Below are 18,160 nucleotides of genomic sequence, written 5' to 3'. Positions count from 1 at the left end.
TTTAGTCGCGATAGCGGCAACCTCTAACGCCTGATCGCGACTGAAGTCGCTCCTACAATCGCCCCTACAATCGTTCCTACACCCAAACAACGACGGCGATCAGCGCCAGCACGATCGCGGTGGCCCGCTCCACGCGGGCGTGGTGGCGGCGCAGGGTGGCGAGGATCGGGCCCCGGGCCAGGGTCAGCGCCACCAGCGAATACCAGGCGCCGTCGATAACCACCGCCGTGGCCGCCACCTGCACCCGGGCCACGGTGCTCATGCCGGCGTCGATAAACTGGCTGAACAGCGCCAGGAAAAACAGCGCCACCTTGGGATTGAGGAAGGCGATCAGGAAGCCATCCCGGGCGGGCCGCCCGCCGCCGCTTTCCTGGTCCGCCGGCGTGGCGCCGGCCCCCCGCCAGCTTTTCCACGCCAGCCATAGCAGAAACAACGACCCCGCCAGCCGGATGCCGGTTTCCAGTGATGGGAAGCGATGCAGCACCACGGCCAGGCCGGCTACGGTGGCGGCGGCATAAACGCCGATACCCAGAGCGTGGGCCAGACCGGCGCGCACCCCGGCCCGGGCCGAGCCGTGCAGGGTATGGTGCAACACCATCGCCAGGCTGGCCCCCGGGGTCATCGCCCCGAGCGCGCACACGCCCGCCAGTAACAGCCAATCCTGAATCGCCAGTGTCTGCATCGTCGCCCGGGTCCCCCGCCGTAAAGCCGGCATTGCACGCCAGCACGCGGTTGGCGTCAACGCTTACACAACAACACAAAAAACATTTCTCCGCCTAAACGGTTGAAGCGGCTTGGGTTCGCGGACCGGCGCCAGGGCCCTTCACGCCGCCGCTCACGCGGGCTTGACGACTTTCACACCGCCCTTGACCCGGCCCTCACCGGGCGGCGCGCAGCGTGCGCTGCAAGGTCCCCGTGGAACGACCTCCCGACCGAGACAAGGAGAACAACCATGAACAGCCAGCCGTTCCGGCCAGCCCTGCTTCGCGCCGCGCCCCTGTGGTCGCCGTTGCGTGGTGTCCTGATTATGAGTGCCTTCGCGGCCGCCGCCCTGGTGAGCGGTTGCGGAGGCGGCAGTGACAATGACGATCCGGTGGTGCGCGGTCCCAGCGCCGAACAGGGCCGTCAGGTATTCCGCTACGAAACCTTCGGCAACCAACGTTTCTGGACCGACGCCATGCAACTGCCCCAGGGCATCGCCGGCGCCCAGGTCACCCCGCTCCAGGCCCTGGGCCTGGGCCTCAACGTCAATGTGGGGGCGCTCAGCGCCGGCACCGCCCAGGCGCTGCTGGATGCGCTGGATCAGGTGGAAAACGGCACCGCGCCGGAAGACACCGCCCTGGGCAACCCGGCGGTGACGCTGCTGCTGATCAATGAAGGCGCGGTGATCGGCGTGGTGCCCTTCGACGAAAACGGCGACCGCAAGCCCCTGGGCAGCGACGCCGCCTACGACGACATGGACTCCCTGGATATCGCCGGCGGCGACAAGGTGGGCGTTACCTGCGCGCTTTGCCACGCCAAGACCGATGGCAGCGTGGTGCCGGCGGGCACCGTGGGCCCGGGTTCCGTGGGCGCGGAAACCGACGGCGTGATCGCCGGTGGTCTGGACGTGGGGGCGATCTTCGCCGCCGCCGACAATCCGCTGGCCTACCTGCCGCTGCTGCAGTTGCAGTTCGATGCCCTGCAAGGGGCCACCATCGGCAAGGGTGACTTCGCCGGTATTCCCTCCGGCGGCACCGTGGCCGACGCCACCGCCGCCGCGCGCACCTATCTCACCGGCACCTTCATGGACGGCCAGGAGGAGAAACGCTACTACGGCAGCACCTCCTTCGACGCCACCCCGGATGGCATCGGCAACGCCACCTACATCCCGCCGTTCTTCCGCACCGATCTGGCGGCGCCCTGGGGGCACAGCGGTGCCTTCGCCGAACTCAATGACTTCAACAATCTGGTCTACACCGTGGCGCTGGACCCCACCAGCCTGCTCACGGCGGACGGCCGCGCCTTCCTCAACGTGCTGGCCGGGCCGGTGGGCGATGAGATCGCTGACCGTTATGAAGCGGTGCTGCGCGACACCGGGGTGATCCCCGACGGCGTAGCTGTGGCCGATGCGCTGCCCTATGTGGACGTGGCCCGGGACAATCTGGCGCCGGGCAGCCCCGCCGGGCCGGTGGGCCGCCGGGTCAGCGACGCGCGGCTGGCGGACCTGACCGCCTACACCAACCGGCTGGCGGCGCCGCCGGCGCCGGAGGGGCTGGATGCGCAACAGGTCAGCCAGGGGGAAACCCTGTTCACCACCGCCCGGGCCGACGGTGGCGCCGGTTGTTCCGGCTGCCATACCGCCAACCCGAACCAGGCGGTGAGGGACGTGATCATTCCCATCGCCACCCTGTATCCGGCCTACGGCATGCCGCCGGTGATTCTCGACCGCTCCGGCGCCGGCCTGACGCCGATCCAGAACAGCAACGCCGGGCCGGCACCGTCCTACGACGATTCCGTGGTGGTGCTGGATGCCAGCGTGCGCGGTGAAGTGCGTGGCGAGGCCAAGCCGTTGTTGCTGGGCCTGAACACCAAGCTGAACTTCCTGCACGACGGTTCGGTGGGGGGTGAAACCCCGGGGGCGGGCCTGGAGGCACTGCTCAACCCGGCCCGTGGCACGGACTCGCCACACCCGTTCTACTTCCCGCGCAACCTGGACGGTGGCGACGATCAGGCCGGCCGGGATGCCCTGGTGCAGTACCTGCTCAGCCGCACCACCGACTGACCGACGCGGTTAACCCGCCGACAAAAAGAAAGGGCCTCCGAGGAGGCCCTTTTCTTTTTTCGCCGCGTTTTAACGTGGCGGCTCTTCCGGGAACGTCGTGAATCGCCGCCAACAACTCCGTAGCTTGGAGATTGCTGTAGGAGCGACTTTAGTCGCGATCACCGCGGTGCAAGCTTCATCGCGACTAAAGTCGCTCCTACAGTAATACGGGAAACCCTTCAGGTTTCCGACCACTGGCGCAGCAGGTTGTGATACACGCCGGTCAGTTGCAGCACCGCCGCCGCATCGCCGTCGGTTTCCTTGAGGCGGGTGATGGCGGTGTCCATATCGAACAGCAGGGTGCGCCGGGCGTCGTCGCGGATCATGCTTTGTATCCAGAAGAACGACGCCAGGCGGGCGCCCCGGGTAACCGGCTGCACCTGGTGCAGGCTGGACGCCGGGTACAGGATCAGATCCCCGGCGGGCAGTTTCACCTCGTGTTCGCCGTAGGTGTCGGCGACGATCAGCTCGCCGCCTTCATACTCCTCCGGCTCGCACAGGAACAGGGTGCAGGACAGGTCGGTGCGCAGCTGCCGGCCGGGAAAGCCGGTCTGGTCCGGTAGCCGCATCACCGCGCCGTCCACGTGCATGCCGTAGGTGCCGCCGCCCTGATAGCGGTTAAAGCGCGGCGTCAGGATCTCCACCGGCAGGGCGGCGGCGAAGAACAGCGGGTGGCGCGCCAGCGCCGCCAACACCTGGTCCGCCAGCCGCCGCCGCAGCGGGGAGGCTTCCGCCAGCTGCTGGTTGTGTTTCACGGCGGCGCCCTGGGCGCCCACGGTTTCCCGCCCGTCCACCCACTGGTCGCTGGTTTCCAGGGCCTGGCGTATCGCTTGGACTTCCCCGGCGTCGAGCACCTCGGGCACATGCAGCAGCATAGTCGGACCAGATCAATAGTGGACGTTCACGGACAGCAGCGCGGTGCGCGGCGTGCCCGGCGTATAGCGGTAACCGCTCTTGTTGATGGCGGCCACGTATTCCTCATCGAAGAGGTTATACACATTGAGCTGCAGGTCCACATTGCGGTTCAACGGATAGCGGGCCATGGCATCCGCCACCCAGTAACCCTCGGTATGGTCCGGGGTGCCCACGGCGCCATCCCGGCCGCGTTTGAGTCCACCGGTGTAGCGCGCGCCGGCGCCCACGGTCAGGTCGAACGGCAGGTGGTAGGTGGTCCAGCTGGTGAAGGCGTGTTTGGGGGTGTAGCTCAGGCGGCTGCCGCCATCCTGGGACTGGGCCGCGCCTTCCTCCACGGTGGCGTTCATGGTGGTGTAGCCGGCGCTCAGGTTCCAGTCCGGCGTGATGTTGCCGACCACCGACACTTCCACCCCTTGCACCCGTTTCTCGCCGGTCTGGTAGTAGTTGCCATCGGTGGGGTCCTGTTCCACCAGGTCACTGACCTCGGTGCGGTACAGGGCGGTGGTGACCAGCAGCTGGTTGTGGGCCAGCTTCCACTTGGCGCCCACCTCGGCGGTGCGGGCTTTCTGGGGATCGTAGTCGCTGTTGTCGGCGCTGCGGTCGCTGCCGCTGAGTTGCAGGTTTTCACCGCCCGGCGGTTGATGGGACACCGCGTAGTCGGCGTACAGGTTCAGCCAGGGCGTGGTTTTGTGCAGCACCCCGGCCTTCCAGTTGAACAGGGTGTCGCTGCTGTCGCTGTCCACCGAGGGCACCACGGTGCCCACCGCCTGGCCGGAACAGGCCGCCGGGTCGCGGCCGCCGCCGGTGCAGGCGGTGGTGCTTTTGTAATCCGCCTTGTAGCGGTCCAGGCGCACGCCGCCATTGAGTTGCCAGTGCTCGCCGAAGGTCAGGGTGTCGAACAGATAGCCGGCCACCGTGTCGGTGGTGCCTTCACCGCTACTGCCGTCCTTGCTGGCGCCGTAATAGAAGTTGTCGTTGGGATCATAGAGCGAGGCGTCGGGCACGGTGGGCCGGGCCAGGCCGGAGGTCTCGATTTCCTCGCGGGTCACTTCCACGCCGTAGGACAGGGTGTGCGACACCGGGCCGGTGTCCAGCGCCGTGACCAGGCCGGTCTGGTTGGTGAGGATGGTGTTGGTCTGGTCCTTCAGGTTGGGCAGGCGCCGCACCGTCCAGTCCGCCGGGTCGGTGGAGCCGTTGGCGTTCACCGCCATGATCGCGGTGAGCCGGTAATCCTGGTGGGTGCGACCCCAGCGCAGGGTATTGTGCAGCCGGGTGTGCTCGGTCAGGTCGTACTCATAGAGCACCGTGGCCATGTCCACGTCGGCGTCGTCGTGGTCCGATTCGGCGCCATAGAAGTTCTCGCTGTCCACCTTGGGAGCGGCGCTGATCTGCGGAAACGCCGGGTCCGGGGTGGTGTAGCCGGGCAGCCCCACGGTGGAAACGCCGCCGTCGGGGATATTGTTCTGGGTGATGTGCAGGAAATTGAACGTCAGCCGGCCCCGGTCGTTGAGGTCCAGGGTCAGCGACGGGGCGATGCCCCAACGGGAATTGTTGACGGTATCGCGGCCGGCCACGTCGCTGTCCTGGGCCATCAGGTTGAGGCGGCCGGCCAGGTTGTCGGTCAGCCGGCGGTTCAGGTCCAGGGTCAGGCGTTTCTGGCCGTCGGTGCCGCCGGTGAGCGAGGCGGCGCTGAGCTCGCCCAGGAATGCCTGCTTGGAGGCCAGATTGATCGAGCCGGTGGGCGCGGTGCGGCCGTAGTCGGCGCCGGCGGGGCCCTTGATCACTTCCACCTGTTCGGTATTGAAGGTGTCCCGGGAGATCGCGCCCAGGTCGCGGACACCGTCCACGAAGATCGAGCTGGAGCTGTCGAAGCCGCGCATGTACACCGAATCACCGGTGGTGCTGGCGCCGTTTTCGCCGGCATAGAAGGTGCCCACCCCGGGGCTGTTGCGCAGCGCCTCGGTAAGGGTGGTGGCCTGCTGGTCGTGCATCAGCTGTTTGTTGATCACCTGAATGGTGCGTGGCGTTTCCGATACCGGCTGGGTGAATTTCGGGGTGTCCAGCCGGTCGCTCTTGTACTCGCCGGTATTGGGCGATTGCACCGAAACCTCGTCGAGGGTGTAGGCGCCGGCGGAGGAGGCCATCAGGCCGGTGAGCACGGCGGTGCCCAGGGCCATGCCATGGCAGGGCGCGCGGCGCCCCACGGGGTGTTTGCGGCGGGTGATGTAAGCCATGAAATCAGTTTCCAATTCTCAACGGGTCCAGACGCCGCGACCAGACTTGCCGGCGGCGTGATTCAGGTTTGCTTGATTCTGGCGGGGGGCCACATGGCGGGCCCTGGATCAGCGAAACCTGTTCCCCCGATCCCAACGGGTCGGATCGCCTTGGATGCTAGTGAGAATAAGAATGAGATGCAACAGCGCTTAAGTGGCACTATTGTATCGGAGAGCCGGGAGTGTGCCGGAGAGCCGAAAGGGGCCGGCGGTCTGGCCGCCGGCGGCTGGGGGCAGGGTGGTTCAGGGGTGGGTGGCGAACACCCGCACGCCGTCCTCACCGTAGAGCAGCACCTTGTAGGCGTCGCGGCGGTCGCCCATTTCCATGCCCGGGGAGCCCACCGGCATGCCCGGCACGGTGAGGCCGTGGGCGTCCGGGCGTTGTTCCAGCAGCCGTTTCACGTCCTCGGCGGGTACGTGGCCTTCGATGGCGTAGCCGTCGATAAAGGCGGTGTGGCAGGAGCCCATGCCCGGCTTCAGGCCGGCTTTTTCCTTGATGGATTGCAGGTTCTCGGTGTTGTGTACCTCCACCTCGAAGCCGTTGTCGCGCATGTGCTCCGCCCAGGCGGTGCAGCAGCCGCAGCTCGGTGATTTGTACACCTCAAGGGTACCGGCGGCGGCCAGGGTGCTGGTGAGAAACAGGCCGGCGGCGATCAGCAAACGGGTCATGGGAATCTCCTTTTTTCTTCTCTAGTGAACGATCAGGGTGCCCTGATACATCTGCATCTGGCAGGTAAAGCGGTAGGTGCCCGGCGTCGCCGGCGTCAGGGTGACGGTGGTCTTCTCGCCCACCGGCAGGGTCTCGCTGACGTCCAGCTTGTGGAAGATCACCTGTTCGGCGCAGGGGCTCGGGTCGCGCCGGTCGAAGCGCAGGGTCAGGGTGTCGCCGGTGTTGGTTTCGATCACCGAGGGCTCGTAGACGCCGTCGGCCACCACGATGTCGATGGTGCCGTCTTGCTCCGCCCGTTTCGCCGGGCGGCCCTTGGAAGACAGCCAGAACCACCAGACGATCAGGGCCATCAGCGCCAGGCCGGCGCCATTGATCAGGATGCTCATGAGCGATCTCCCTTTCCCTTGCCATGGCCACGGGGCTTGAAGAAACGCAGCCGGTTGGCGTTGCTGACCACGGTCACCGAACTCAGCGACATGGCCGCGCCGGCGATCACCGGGCTGAGCAGCCAGCCGGTGAACGGGTAGAGCAGGCCGGCGGCCACCGGCACGCCCAGGCTGTTGTAGACGAAGGCGCCGAACAGGTTCTGTTTGATGTTGCGCAGGGTGGCCCGGGAAATCGCCATGGCGTCGGCCACGCCGTGCAGGGAACCGCTCATCAGCGTGATGGCGGCGGACTCGATGGCCACGTCGGTGCCGGTGCCGATGGCGAAGCCCACGTCCGCCTGGGCCAGGGCCGGGGCGTCGTTGATGCCGTCACCGACCATGGCCACCTTGCGGCCTTCCTTCTGCAGTTTTTCCACTTCGCGGGCCTTGTCTTCCGGCAGCACCTCGGCGAGCACTTCGTCCACGCCGGCCTGGCGGGCGATGGCGTCGGCGGTGGCCTGGATATCGCCGGTGATCATCACCACCCGGATATCCCGGTCGCGCAGCCGGCGAATCGCCTCGGCGGCGTCCGCCTTGATGCGGTCGGCCACGCCGAGCACGCCGATCACGGTGTGGTCGCGGGTCAGGAACAGGGGCGTGGCGGCCTGGTCACTGAGTTGCCGGGCCTGGTCTTCCAGCCCCAGCTGAATGCCTTCCTGTTCCAGCCAGCGGCGGTTGCCCAGGCGCAGCAGGGCGCCGTCCTGGCGGGCGCTGACGCCCTTGCCGTTGAGGGCGCGGAAGTCGCTCACCGGTTGCGGCTTCAGACCACGCTCCTCGGCGGCGTCCAGGATCGCCCGCGCCAGCGGGTGCTCGGAGCCGGCTTCCAGGCTGGCCGCCAGGCGCAGCACCGTTTCTTCGTCCTGGTCCGGGGCGGCGATCACCCGGGTTACGGACGGCCGGCCCTCGGTAATGGTGCCGGTTTTGTCGAGCACCACGGTGTCCAGCTCGGCGGCGGTTTGCAGGGCGGCGTCCTGGCGGATCAGGATGCCGGACTCCGCCGCCTTGCCCACCGCCACCATCACCGACATGGGCGTGGCCAGGCCCAGGGCGCAGGGGCAGGCGATGATCAGCACGGTCACCGAGGCCACCACCATGTAGGCGGCCACCGGCTGCGGGCCGACGTTGTACCAGATCAGCGCGGTGGCCACGGCGATCAGCAGAATGGTGGGCACGAACACACTGGCCACGGTGTCGGCTAGCCGGCCGATGGGCGGCTTGGCGCCCTGGGCTTTCTTGACCAGATCGATGATCCGCGCCAGGGCGGTGTCGGCGCCCACCCGGGTGGCGCGGTACACCAGGGTGCCGCTGCCGTTGAGGGTGCCGGCGGCCACGGTGTCGCCTTCGCTTTTCACCACCGGCATGGGCTCGCCGGTGAGCATGGATTCGTCCACCTCGCTGTCGCCTTCCAGCACCTCGCCGTCCACCGCGATGGTTTCACCGGGGCGCACCCGCAGTCGGTCGTCCACGCGGATATCTTCCACCGGCACATCGTGCTCGCCATCGTCGTCCAGGCGGCGGGCGGTTTTGGCGCCCAGGTTCAGCAGCCGTTTCACGGCGGCGCCGGTCTTGCCCCGGGCGCGCAGCTCCAGGGCCAGGCCCAGGTTCACCAGGCCGATGATCATCGGGCTGGCTTCGAAATAAACGTGGCGGGCCATCTCCGGCAGCAGGTCCGGAGCGATCACCACCAGGGTGGAATAGCCCCAGGCGGCGCCGGTGCCCACCGCGATCAGGGTGTCCATATTGGCGTTGTGATGACGGAACGCCTTCCAGGCACCGACGAAGAAATGCCGGCCCGGGAAGGCCAGCATCAAAAAGGTGATCACCGCCACCGCGCCCCAGCCCCACTGGCTGGCGGTGCCGGCTTCCACGGTCATGGTGCCGCCGAACCAGCCCCACAGCATGATCGGCAGGCCCACCGCCAGCGCCACGCTGGTCTGGCGCACCAGCTTGCGGTACAGCTGGCGCTCCTGGGCTTCCCGGTCGTCCTCGGCGCGGGCCGGGTCGCGCACCGGCGCCGCGTCATAGCCCACCTTCTGCACCGCGCGCACCAGCGCATCCGGGTCCGCGCTGCCGCTCACCCGGGCGGTGTGGTTGGCCAGGTTCATGCTCGCCGTGGCGACCCCGGGCACGCCGTGCAGGGCGTCCTCGATGGTGCGCACGCAGGAAGCGCAATGGGCGCCGGTCACCGACAGGGACAGGTCCCGGTCCCGGGCGGCGGGTTCCGGGGGCGACTCCGAGGGTGGCGGCGCCTCCCCGTCGTCGTCCTCGGCGGCATAGCCGGCGTCGTCCAGGGCGGCGCGCAGGGCACCCCGGTCGGCGTCGCCGTCCACGGTCACCGTCTGCTGGTTCAGATCCACCTGCACGCCACGCACGCCGGCCACCGCGCCCAGGGCGTTCTCGATGGTTTTGACGCAGTGCTGGCAGGAGGCGCCGCGAATGGCAAGGGTCTGACTGTTCATGAGGGTCTCCCGTGAAAGAAGCCTGAGTAGGCCCAGTATCCAACCTTGGGGTAACCCCAAGGTCAACGGTGGGGGCGCACATAAACCCGCGTGGACATTGAAAACTTTTATAAAAGCGCCGTGGTTTCGAGACCTGGCCACTGGCGCCGGCCAGGGCCCTGACGGACTATGTGCCGACTTTCGACAGTCGCCAACTTATAGCGAGGACATGGACATGTTGAAGAAGACCCTGATTGCTTCCGCGATTGCCGCCGGCACCCTGGCCAGCCTGGGCGCCCAGGCGCAGAGCACTTCCCCGGTACGGGACAATGGGTTCTCCTACACCTACGGTCAGTTCGGTTATGACCGCTGGGATTACGATCATGGGCCGGATGTGGATGTGATCACCGGCGAAGGTTCCTTCGCGCTGGACGAGCACCTGTTTCTGCGTGGTGGCCTGAGCTTCTACGACGGCGACTACGACAGCCCGGGCAGCGATGACGTGGACGGTAACCGCCTTTATGTCGGCGCCGGGTTCCACACCCCGCTGCAGCGCGGCCTGGACCTGGTGGGCACCGCGGACGTGATCCGCGACGACAACGACTTCAACGACGACGAGTGGGGCTTTGCCCTGCGCGGTGGCCTGCGCCACCAGACCACCGACAACCTGCAGCTTTCCGGTGGCGTGTTGTACGAAGATCTGTACGACGACAACTTCGGCCTCTATGGCCAGGGTCTGGTGCAACTGAACCGGGCCTGGGACGTGGGCGCCCGGGTCAGCTTCACCGACGACACCGACACCATTGGCCTGTTCGGTCGCTACAACTTCTAAGCTTCCACGCTCCAAACCCACGGATTTTCGAATCCCTCCCCCACCGGCGCGGCCCCAGGCCCGCCGGTTTTTTTATGCTTCATGGCGCTTTTGGCGGGAAATTTCGATCCAGTCGCGGCGCGGCTCAGGGCGCTATGCCTTCCCAGCCCCTTTTGTAGGAGCGACTTCAGTCGCGATCAGCCCCGGCGCCACCGCTATCGCGACTGAAGTCGCTCCTACATGTCGGGCACCCACACAGGCTCCGCTTCGAGGTGGCGGTTCCGTAGAGCCCGTGGCGCCGAAGACCACTGCTAAGCGGCGCAGGGCACGACGCCCTTCCGCCCCCCTTTGTAGGAGCGACTTCAGTCGCGATCAAGCCCGGCGGCGCCGCTATCGCGACTGAAGTCGCTCCTACATGTTGCTCCTACAATAACGGAGCGGCACAGCTTCGCAGGCGTGCTACTTCGATTTCCCGCCAAGGCTCGATGAACCTTCTTTTTTTATTGGCCGGCTTCGGCGGTCTGGAAGCGGCGGGCTTCTTCCACCAGCCACTCTTGGAAGCGCGCCACCGTCTCGTTGCCGCGCTGGCTGTCCGGCACCACGAATTGATAGGCGTCGGTGCTGCGGAAGCTGTGCCGGAACGGAATCACCAGCTGGCCGCTTTCCAGCTCCTTGGTAATCAGGAAGGGCGGAATCAGCGCCACGCCGATCTTCTGGATGGCCGCCTCGGCCAGCATGGTGAACAGCTCATAGCGGGGCCCGGCCATGTCCCGGTCCACCTTCAGCCCCAGGGAATCGAACCAGGCCCGCCACATATAAGGCCGGGTGGTCTGTTGCAGCAGCGGCAGGCGGGCGATGGCCTCGCCATCCAGCGGGCCATCGCCGGCCAGATCCGGGTGACACACCGGCACCGGTTCCTCGTGCATCAGCGGGGTGGCGGTGGTGCCCGGCCACTGGCCGTCGCCGAAGTAGATGGCGGCGTCGAAGCGGGTGTCGGCGAACAGAAACGGGCGGGTGCGGTTGGTCAGGTTCACGGTCACGTCCGGGTGCTGCTCGCGGAACGACGACAGCCGTGGCAGCAGCCAGCGGGTGCCGAAGGTGGGCACCAGCGCCAGTTCCAAAATGTTATTCGTGCCGTGTTTGCCCATGGCCGCCAGGGTGTCCCTTTCCAGTTCGTTGAGACGGGCGCTGACCTGGCGGCTGTAGTGCTGGCCGGCGGGCGTCAACTGCACCCCCTGGCGGCCCCGGCGAAACAGCTTAACGCCGAGAAATTCCTCCAGACCGCCGATTTGCCGGCAGATCGCGCTCTGCGTCAGCGACAACTCCTCGGCGGCCTTGGTGAAGCTTTGATGGCGGGCGGCGGCCTCGAAACCCACCAGGGCGGTGGTGCTGGGGATCTTGCGGCGCATGGATTCTCCGGGGTAGGGCGATGAAGTGATGAAAACGCACAATGGGATGAATAATAATCGCTTGCCGGGTGGGATAACAGGTCCATAGGATGGACGCCCTCAACGAGTTCACCCCGCCAGGGGTGTCTCTATATCAACAAATGCATAGGTGGTGAAAACCATGGCGAATCAGGCTTCGTTCAACTGGGAAAGCCCTCTGCTGCTGGACCAGCAGCTCACTGAAGACGAACGCATGGTGGCGGACGCCGCCCGCCAATACTGCCAGGACAAGCTGGCCCCCCGTGTGCTGGAAGCCTTCCGCCACGAGAAGACCGATCCGGCCATCTTCCGCGAAATGGGCGAGCTGGGCCTGCTCGGCGCCACCATTCCGGAAGCCTATGGCGGCGCCGGCATGAACTACGTTTGCTACGGCCTGATCGCCCGCGAAGTAGAGCGCGTGGACTCCGGCTACCGCTCCATGATGAGTGTTCAGTCCTCCCTGGTAATGGTGCCGATCAACGAATTCGGCAGCGAAGAGCAGAAACAGAAGTACCTGCCCAAGCTGGCCAGCGGCGAGTGGATCGGCTGCTTCGGCCTGACCGAGCCGGACCACGGTTCCGACCCGGGCAGCATGGCCACCCGCGCCAAGAAAGTGGACGGTGGCTACAGCCTCACCGGCGCCAAGATGTGGATCACCAACAGCCCGATCGCCGACGTATTCGTGGTATGGGGCAAAACCGAAGACGGCAAGATCCGTGGCTTTATCCTGGAGAAAGGCTGGGAAGGTCTGTCCGCGCCGGCGATCCACGGCAAGGTGGGCCTGCGCGCCTCCATCACCGGTGAAATCGTGATGGACAACGTGTTCGTGCCGGAAGAGAACATGCTGCCCAACGTGACCGGCCTGAAAGGCCCGTTCACCTGCCTGAACTCCGCCCGCTACGGCATCGCCTGGGGCGCCCTGGGCGCCGCCGAGTTCTGCTGGCACACCGCCCGCCAGTACACCCTGGACCGCAAGCAGTTTGGCCGCCCGCTGGCCGCCAACCAGCTGATCCAGAAGAAACTGGCCGACATGCAGACCGAAATCACCCTGGGCCTGCAAGGCTGCCTGCGTCTGGGCCGCATGAAGGACGAAGGCACCGCGGCGGTGGAAATCACCTCCATCATGAAGCGCAACTCCTGCGGCAAGTCCCTGGACATCGCCCGTCTGGCCCGCGACATGATGGGCGGCAACGGCATCTCCGATGAATTCGGCGTGGCCCGTCACCTGGTGAACCTGGAAGTGGTCAACACCTACGAAGGCACCCACGACGTGCACGCGCTGATCCTGGGCCGCGCCCAGACCGGTCTGCAAGCGTTCGCTAACTGATGTCCGGCGCACTGTCCCACCTGCGCGTCCTGGATCTTTCCCGGGTTCTGGCCGGCCCCTGGGCCGGTCAGATCCTGGGTGACCTGGGCGCCCGGGTGATCAAGGTGGAACGTCCGGGCCGCGGGGACGATACCCGTGGCTGGGGCCCGCCCTACCTGAAGGACGGTGACGGTCAGGACACCGACCAGGCCGCTTACTACCTGAGCGCCAACCGCAACAAGGAATCCGTGGCCATCGACATCACCCGCCCGGAAGGGCAGGCGTTGGTGCGCAAGCTGGCGGCGGAATGCGACGTGGTGCTGGAGAACTTCAAGGTCGGTGGCCTGAAACGCTACGGCCTGGATTACGACAGCCTGAAGGCGGTGAACCCGAAGCTGATTTACTGCTCGATCACCGGCTTCGGCCAGGACGGCCCCTACGCCCGTCGCGCCGGCTACGATTTCATGATCCAGGCGCTGGGCGGTTTGATGAGCCTCACCGGCCGCCCGGATGGCGAGGAGGGCGCCGGGCCGATGAAAGTGGGCGTGGCGCTCACCGATATCACCACCGGCCTGTACGCCACCATCGCGGTGCTGGCGGCCCTGGCCCACCGGGACCGCAGCGGCGAAGGTCAGCATCTGGACATGGCTCTGTTCGACGTGCAGGTGGCTTGTCTGGCCAACCAGGCGATGAACTTCCTGACCACCGGCCGCTCACCGCAGCGGGCCGGCAACGCGCACCCGAACATTGTGCCGTACCAGGATTTTCCCACCGCCGACGGCGACCTGATCCTGACCGTGGGCAACGACGACCAGTTCGCCCGCTTCTGTGAGGTGGCCGGTCATCCGGAATGGGCCGAGGACCCGCGCTTCGCCACCAACCGCTCGCGGGTGGAGCACCGCGAGGTGCTGGTGCCGCTGCTGCGCCAGACCACGGTGATGAAAACCACCCGGGAATGGCTGGACGACCTGGAAGCGGTGGGCGTGCCCTGCGGGCCGGTGAACACCCTGGAACAGGTGTTCGAGGACCCCCAGGCCCAGGCCCGTGGCCTGCGCCGGGAGATGGAACACCCCTCCGCCGGGGCCGTGCCCACCGTGGCCAGCCCGCTGCGGTTGTCCGCCACTCCGGCGCAATACCGCCGGCCGCCGCCGCTGCTCGGTGAACACACCCGTGAGGTACTGGGTGATTTGCTGGGCATCGACGAAGCCGGTTTGCAAACCCTGTTCGCCGAGGGCGTGGTCGCCTGAAGCAGAATCCGCGCGGCCCCGGATCTCGGGTCGCGCTGCGCTGATAGAGAGATCTGCCTTGACTGGCCGCTCCGTTCCCTCGGAGCGGCCTTTTTTTTGCGGCTGAAACCGCCGCTACGGCAATCCCAACCGCCAAGCCGGGTTTTATACCGACAGATATTTTTGCTGGGTGACTTCGTCGGCGGCCAGGTCTCTCATTGACCCCTGATAACGTACCTGCCCGTTTTCGAGAATGTAGGCGCGGTCCGATACCAGCTTGGCGAAATGGATGTTCTGCTCAGACAGCAGTACCGACAGGCCTTGCTTCTTGAGCTCCACGATCATTTCCGCCATCTGCTCGACGATCAAGGGCGCCACCCCTTCCGAAGGCTCATCGAGCAGTACCAGATAGGGGTTGCCCATCAGTGTGCGGGAGATGGTCAGCATCTGCTGCTCGCCGCCGCTCATCTGACCGCCCGGCCGATTGGGCATCTCGCCGAGATTGGGGAACAGCTTAAAAAGCTTGTTCTCATCCCAGTATGGGGCATCGAGTCGTTCGGAAAGCCGGCCGACCTCCAGATTTTCCATCACGGAGAGATCGGTGAAGATGCGCCGGTCTTCCGGCACGAAGCCCAGGCCCCGCTGGCATATGCGGAAGGGAGCCAGGCGTTCGATCGCTTCCTTGCGGAAGCGCACCGTGCCGGTCCGTCGCTCCACCAGTCCCATGATGGTCTTCATGGTGGTGGATTTGCCCGCGCCGTTGCGGCCCATCAGCGCCACCACCTCGCCGCGTCCGACTTTCAGGCTGACATCGAAAAGAATCTGCGCACGCCCGTAGAAGGCGTTCAGGTCATTCACCTCAAGCAAAGTCTGTATGGGTTTCATGTTCAATGCTCCGTGGATACCGGGGCGCCGGTGTTGGGTTCGCGGGCGTCCTCCTCGAAGGTCTTACCGCTACCGAAATAGACCTCCTTTACTTTGGGGTGATGGCGGATGTGATTGCCGTCACCGGCGGCGATCAATTTGCCGCGGGCCAGCACCAGCATCGAATCCGCGAATGAGAACACCACGTCCATGCTGTGCTCGGTGAACAGCACGGAAATACCCTGCTCGTCCACCAGGCGCCGGGTCAGTGCCATCAACCCGTTTCGTTCGTGGGGCGCCATCCCCGCGCAGGGCTCGTCCATCAACAGCAGGCGCGGGCCATGGGCCATGGCGATGGCCAGCTCCACGCGCTTCACATCGCCATAGGCGAGGGTACTGCAGGGTTTGTCGGCGTACTGCTCGATGCCAACAAGCCGCAACAGTTCCAGCGCCGGTTCACGGTCATAGCGATGCAGTGGCTTGAAAAAACGCAGCAACCGCCGCTGGTGCGAGAACAGGGCCATCTGTACGTTTTCCACCACCGACATGGAATTAAACACGGCGGCAATCTGGAAGGTCCGGCCAACCCCCAGCCGCCAGATGTCACGAGGGCGTTTGCCGATCAGCTCCTCACCTTCCATGCGGATGGAGCCGGAAGAAGGTACAAGCTGACCGTTGAGCATATTGAAGCAGGTCGACTTGCCGGCCCCATTGGGACCCAGCAACGCCATCATGTGGCCTTTGGGGAGTTCGAAGGAGACGTCGTCCACCGCGCGCACGCCACCGAAGGATTTATTGAGACTCTCTACCGTCAGCAGGCTCATCGCGGGTCGCCTCCGGATTGTTGTGCATTGCCGGCGCCGTTGAGTTGGCCGCCGCGTTGTCTGTTCAGAAGGTGGCTCTTGATCCGCTCGCCGATGGCCTGGGCCGAGCCGACGATGCCGGTGGGGAACAGAATCACCAGCGTCAGCACGGCGAGGCCCAGCACCGCGCGCCAATAGGTGGTCTCTCGCATCACCGTGTCGTGCAGCAATGTGAAAATCGAGGCGCCGGCGATGGGGCCGGACAAGGTGTTGATGCCGCCCAGCAGTACCATCACCAGACCATCCACCGAGCGCGACACGCTGATCACTTCCGGAGAGATGCTGCCCTTGGAGAACGCGAACAGGGTGCCCGCCACGCCACCGAACAGGCCGGCGATGGTGAACGCGTACCACTGAATGCGTTTCACATTGATGCCAATGGCCTCCGCTCGCAGGGCCGAGTCACGGCCGGCGCGCAGGGCGAAGCCAAACGGCGCGAACAAGCCGAACCGCAATAAAAGTACCGAGATGATCACCGAGGCCAGTGTCAGGTAGTAGAACGCGGTGGGGGAGGCCAGCCAGTCCGAAGGCCAGATGCCGATGAGGCCGTTGCTGCCGCCGGTGAAGCCGTTCCATTGATAAATAACGGACCAGACGATTTGCGCGAATGCCAGTGTCAGCATGGCCAGGTAAACGCCGGAAAGGCGCACCGAAAACCACCCGAAAACCAGCGCGCCCAAGGCGGCCACCAGCGGACCGAGGATCATCGCCAGCTCCATGGGCAGGCCCAGCATCAGCACCAGCAAACCGGCACCATAGGCGCCCAGGCCGAAGTAGGCCGCATGGCCGAAGGAGTGCAAGCCACCGGGGCCCATGATGAAGTGCAGGCTGGCGGCGAACAGCACGGCGATCAGCATGTCCACCGACAGCGTAATCAGATACGGAAAGCTCTCGGAGAAAGTCGGCACCATCATCAGCACCAGCGCGATCAGGGCGCCGAACCAGCGTACCCCCTTGCTCGCCGGCGTCAGCATCGGCTCGGATTGGGGCGCCTGTCGGGACGGCGGCAGGGCGCGCCCGAGCAGGCCCCAGGGTCGGACCACCAGCACAATCGCCATCACCAGGAACTCGATGACCAGGGTCATCTGGTTAAGAGGAATAACGACGTCAAAGAAAGTGAGTGTGCCGATGCCATAGCACAGGGCTTTGATCTGAGCGATCAGCAGGGAGGCCACGAAGGCGCCGGTGATCGACCCCATGCCACCAATCACCACGATCACGAAGGCGGTGCCGATGGCTTCGATATCGAGCAACAGGTTGGCGGGCACCCGTGGACCTTGCAGGGCACCGCCGAGGCCGGCGAGGAAGCAGCCCAGGGCGAACACCCCGGTGAACAGCCAGTGCTGATTGATGCCCAGGGCGCCGACCATCTCCCGGTCCTGAGTGGCGGCGCGGATCAAGGTTCCCCAGCGGGTGAGATTAAGCATCAGGTATAGCCCCACCAGTATCAGCGGGCCTATGGCCATAAGCACCAGATCGTATTGAGGAATGCGGTGCCCGAGCAAGGATATGGAACCACTGAGTCCGGGCGCCCTTGGCCCAAGCAGTTCCTCCGGCCCCCATAGATACAAGGTGGCGTCGGAGATCACCAGCACCAGGGCGAAGGTGGCGAGTAGCTGAAACAGCTCCGGCACATGGTAGATGCGACGCAGCACGGTCATCTCGATGAGCGCGCCGATCACCGCCACGGTCAATGCCGATAGCAACGTCGCCAACCAGAAGCCGGAAGCCGTGTCTCCAAACCGGGAGACCAGGGTGTAGGAAAGATAGATGCCCAGCATATAGAAGGAGCCGTGGGCGAAATTCACGATCCGCGTGACGCCGAAGATCAGCGAAAGCCCCACGGAAATCAAAAACAGGGTGGAGGCTTCCGACAGCCCGGAGATCATCTGAATCAGGAGGCTGGACAGGGACATAGGCTTGTCCTTTCTGGCTTTTTTGTCTTGTGAATGGCGTATGCCGCGCAATTGCCCAGGCTGTTATGCAGGTGGCGTGCCACCGAAGTCGCCGTTCGGGCCATGATTAAAGAAGTGACTACACTAATTAAGAATTCACTCCAATAAATGCAATGGTTTGGGATGTGAAGTCAAGGGTGGGTAGAACAAAAAATGGGTAGGCGCCGCGAGACCGAAAAATGAA

14 protein-coding genes are annotated in these 18,160 nt (G+C 65.4%); 4 read left to right on the top strand and 10 right to left on the bottom strand.

Annotation, left to right across the window (positions count from 1 at the left end; all coding sequences use genetic code 11):
• Window positions 1-76: 76 nt before the first annotated feature.
• Complete coding sequence (locus tag FGS76_RS13905; protein WP_138773265.1) at window positions 77-682, bottom strand: LysE family translocator; 606 nt, start codon at window positions 680-682, stop codon at window positions 77-79.
• Window positions 683-952: 270 nt separating this feature from the next.
• Between FGS76_RS13905 and FGS76_RS13900 the strand changes: the two genes are divergently transcribed.
• Entirely contained in the window at window positions 953-2,764 is a 1,812-nt protein-coding gene (locus tag FGS76_RS13900; RefSeq protein WP_138773264.1) for a hypothetical protein, read from the top strand.
• A 218-nt stretch (window positions 2,765-2,982) separates the two neighbouring features.
• On the opposite strand, the gene FGS76_RS13895 is transcribed toward FGS76_RS13900, so the two are convergent.
• The 5 genes from FGS76_RS13895 to FGS76_RS13875 all read right to left on the bottom strand — a co-directional run bounded on the left by FGS76_RS13895 (window position 2,983) and on the right by FGS76_RS13875 (window position 9,545).
• Window positions 2,983-3,678 (bottom strand): Fe2+-dependent dioxygenase, encoded by a 696-nt coding sequence (locus FGS76_RS13895; RefSeq protein WP_138773263.1) that lies wholly within the window; start codon window positions 3,676-3,678, stop codon window positions 2,983-2,985.
• Window positions 3,679-3,690: 12 nt separating this feature from the next.
• Window positions 3,691-5,952: a catecholate siderophore receptor Fiu gene (locus FGS76_RS13890; protein WP_138773262.1), complete on the bottom strand. Its 2,262-nt coding sequence runs from the start codon at window positions 5,950-5,952 to the stop codon at window positions 3,691-3,693.
• Window positions 5,953-6,234: 282 nt separating this feature from the next.
• Window positions 6,235-6,660, bottom strand: coding sequence for a DUF411 domain-containing protein (locus FGS76_RS13885; RefSeq protein ID WP_138773261.1), 426 nt, complete (start codon window positions 6,658-6,660; stop codon window positions 6,235-6,237).
• A 21-nt stretch (window positions 6,661-6,681) separates the two neighbouring features.
• Window positions 6,682-7,047 carry a cupredoxin domain-containing protein gene (locus tag FGS76_RS13880; RefSeq protein ID WP_138773260.1) on the bottom strand — a complete coding sequence of 122 codons (366 nt, stop codon included), beginning with the start codon at window positions 7,045-7,047 and terminating at the stop codon, window positions 6,682-6,684.
• Window positions 7,044-9,545: a heavy metal translocating P-type ATPase gene (locus tag FGS76_RS13875; RefSeq protein WP_138773259.1), complete on the bottom strand. Its 2,502-nt coding sequence runs from the start codon at window positions 9,543-9,545 to the stop codon at window positions 7,044-7,046. The genes FGS76_RS13880 and FGS76_RS13875 overlap by 4 nt, the downstream gene beginning before the upstream one ends.
• A 214-nt stretch (window positions 9,546-9,759) precedes the next feature.
• Here FGS76_RS13875 and FGS76_RS13870 point away from each other — a divergent pair, with 214 nt between their 5' ends.
• A complete protein-coding gene (locus tag FGS76_RS13870; protein ID WP_138773258.1) occupies window positions 9,760-10,356 on the top strand; it encodes an outer membrane beta-barrel protein in 597 nt (198 codons plus the stop codon).
• A gap of 479 nt (window positions 10,357-10,835) precedes the next feature.
• Here FGS76_RS13870 and FGS76_RS13865 read toward each other — a convergent pair whose 3' ends face one another.
• Window positions 10,836-11,744 carry a LysR substrate-binding domain-containing protein gene (locus tag FGS76_RS13865; RefSeq protein WP_138773257.1) on the bottom strand — a complete coding sequence of 303 codons (909 nt, stop codon included), beginning with the start codon at window positions 11,742-11,744 and terminating at the stop codon, window positions 10,836-10,838.
• Between the two features lie 160 nt (window positions 11,745-11,904).
• On the opposite strand from FGS76_RS13865, the gene FGS76_RS13860 reads away from it, so the two are divergent.
• Window positions 11,905-13,089 (top strand): acyl-CoA dehydrogenase, encoded by a 1,185-nt coding sequence (locus tag FGS76_RS13860; RefSeq protein WP_138773256.1) that lies wholly within the window; start codon window positions 11,905-11,907, stop codon window positions 13,087-13,089.
• On the top strand, window positions 13,089-14,315 hold the full coding sequence (locus FGS76_RS13855) for a CaiB/BaiF CoA transferase family protein (RefSeq protein WP_138773255.1): 1,227 nt from the start codon (window positions 13,089-13,091) through the stop codon (window positions 14,313-14,315). Before FGS76_RS13860 ends, FGS76_RS13855 begins: the two co-directional genes overlap by 1 nt.
• A gap of 144 nt (window positions 14,316-14,459) precedes the next feature.
• Here FGS76_RS13855 and FGS76_RS13850 read toward each other — a convergent pair whose 3' ends face one another.
• Genes FGS76_RS13850 through FGS76_RS13840 form a run of 3 tightly spaced genes read right to left on the bottom strand, consistent with a single transcriptional unit; the run spans window position 14,460 to window position 17,937 of the window.
• Window positions 14,460-15,179, bottom strand: a complete 720-nt coding sequence (locus tag FGS76_RS13850) for an ABC transporter ATP-binding protein (protein ID WP_138773254.1) — start codon at window positions 15,177-15,179, stop codon at window positions 14,460-14,462.
• A gap of 2 nt (window positions 15,180-15,181) precedes the next feature.
• Complete coding sequence (locus FGS76_RS13845; protein WP_138773253.1) at window positions 15,182-15,982, bottom strand: ABC transporter ATP-binding protein; 801 nt, start codon at window positions 15,980-15,982, stop codon at window positions 15,182-15,184.
• Window positions 15,979-17,937 (bottom strand): ABC transporter permease, encoded by a 1,959-nt coding sequence (locus FGS76_RS13840; protein WP_138773252.1) that lies wholly within the window; start codon window positions 17,935-17,937, stop codon window positions 15,979-15,981. Before FGS76_RS13840 ends, FGS76_RS13845 begins: the two co-directional genes overlap by 4 nt.
• Between the last annotated feature and the right edge of the window lie 223 nt (window positions 17,938-18,160).

The organism is Alloalcanivorax gelatiniphagus, from assembly GCF_005938655.1.
GTDB classification, from domain to species: domain Bacteria; phylum Pseudomonadota; class Gammaproteobacteria; order Pseudomonadales; family Alcanivoracaceae; genus Alloalcanivorax; species Alloalcanivorax gelatiniphagus.
Note: the sequence above shows the minus strand (reverse complement) of the source record. Positions and strands in the feature narration are given on the sequence as shown.

Coding starts and splice junctions, on each gene's coding strand:
- FGS76_RS13905 (WP_138773265.1), bottom strand. CDS start 682: ATGCAGACACTGGCGATTCAGGATTGGCTGTTACTGGCGGGCGTGTGC.
- FGS76_RS13900 (WP_138773264.1), top strand. CDS start 953: ATGAACAGCCAGCCGTTCCGGCCAGCCCTGCTTCGCGCCGCGCCCCTG.
- FGS76_RS13895 (WP_138773263.1), bottom strand. CDS start 3,678: ATGCTGCTGCATGTGCCCGAGGTGCTCGACGCCGGGGAAGTCCAAGCG.
- FGS76_RS13890 (WP_138773262.1), bottom strand. CDS start 5,952: ATGGCTTACATCACCCGCCGCAAACACCCCGTGGGGCGCCGCGCGCCC.
- FGS76_RS13885 (WP_138773261.1), bottom strand. CDS start 6,660: ATGACCCGTTTGCTGATCGCCGCCGGCCTGTTTCTCACCAGCACCCTG.
- FGS76_RS13880 (WP_138773260.1), bottom strand. CDS start 7,047: ATGAGCATCCTGATCAATGGCGCCGGCCTGGCGCTGATGGCCCTGATC.
- FGS76_RS13875 (WP_138773259.1), bottom strand. CDS start 9,545: ATGAACAGTCAGACCCTTGCCATTCGCGGCGCCTCCTGCCAGCACTGC.
- FGS76_RS13870 (WP_138773258.1), top strand. CDS start 9,760: ATGTTGAAGAAGACCCTGATTGCTTCCGCGATTGCCGCCGGCACCCTG.
- FGS76_RS13865 (WP_138773257.1), bottom strand. CDS start 11,744: ATGCGCCGCAAGATCCCCAGCACCACCGCCCTGGTGGGTTTCGAGGCC.
- FGS76_RS13860 (WP_138773256.1), top strand. CDS start 11,905: ATGGCGAATCAGGCTTCGTTCAACTGGGAAAGCCCTCTGCTGCTGGAC.
- FGS76_RS13855 (WP_138773255.1), top strand. CDS start 13,089: ATGTCCGGCGCACTGTCCCACCTGCGCGTCCTGGATCTTTCCCGGGTT.
- FGS76_RS13850 (WP_138773254.1), bottom strand. CDS start 15,179: ATGAAACCCATACAGACTTTGCTTGAGGTGAATGACCTGAACGCCTTC.
- FGS76_RS13845 (WP_138773253.1), bottom strand. CDS start 15,982: ATGAGCCTGCTGACGGTAGAGAGTCTCAATAAATCCTTCGGTGGCGTG.
- FGS76_RS13840 (WP_138773252.1), bottom strand. CDS start 17,937: ATGTCCCTGTCCAGCCTCCTGATTCAGATGATCTCCGGGCTGTCGGAA.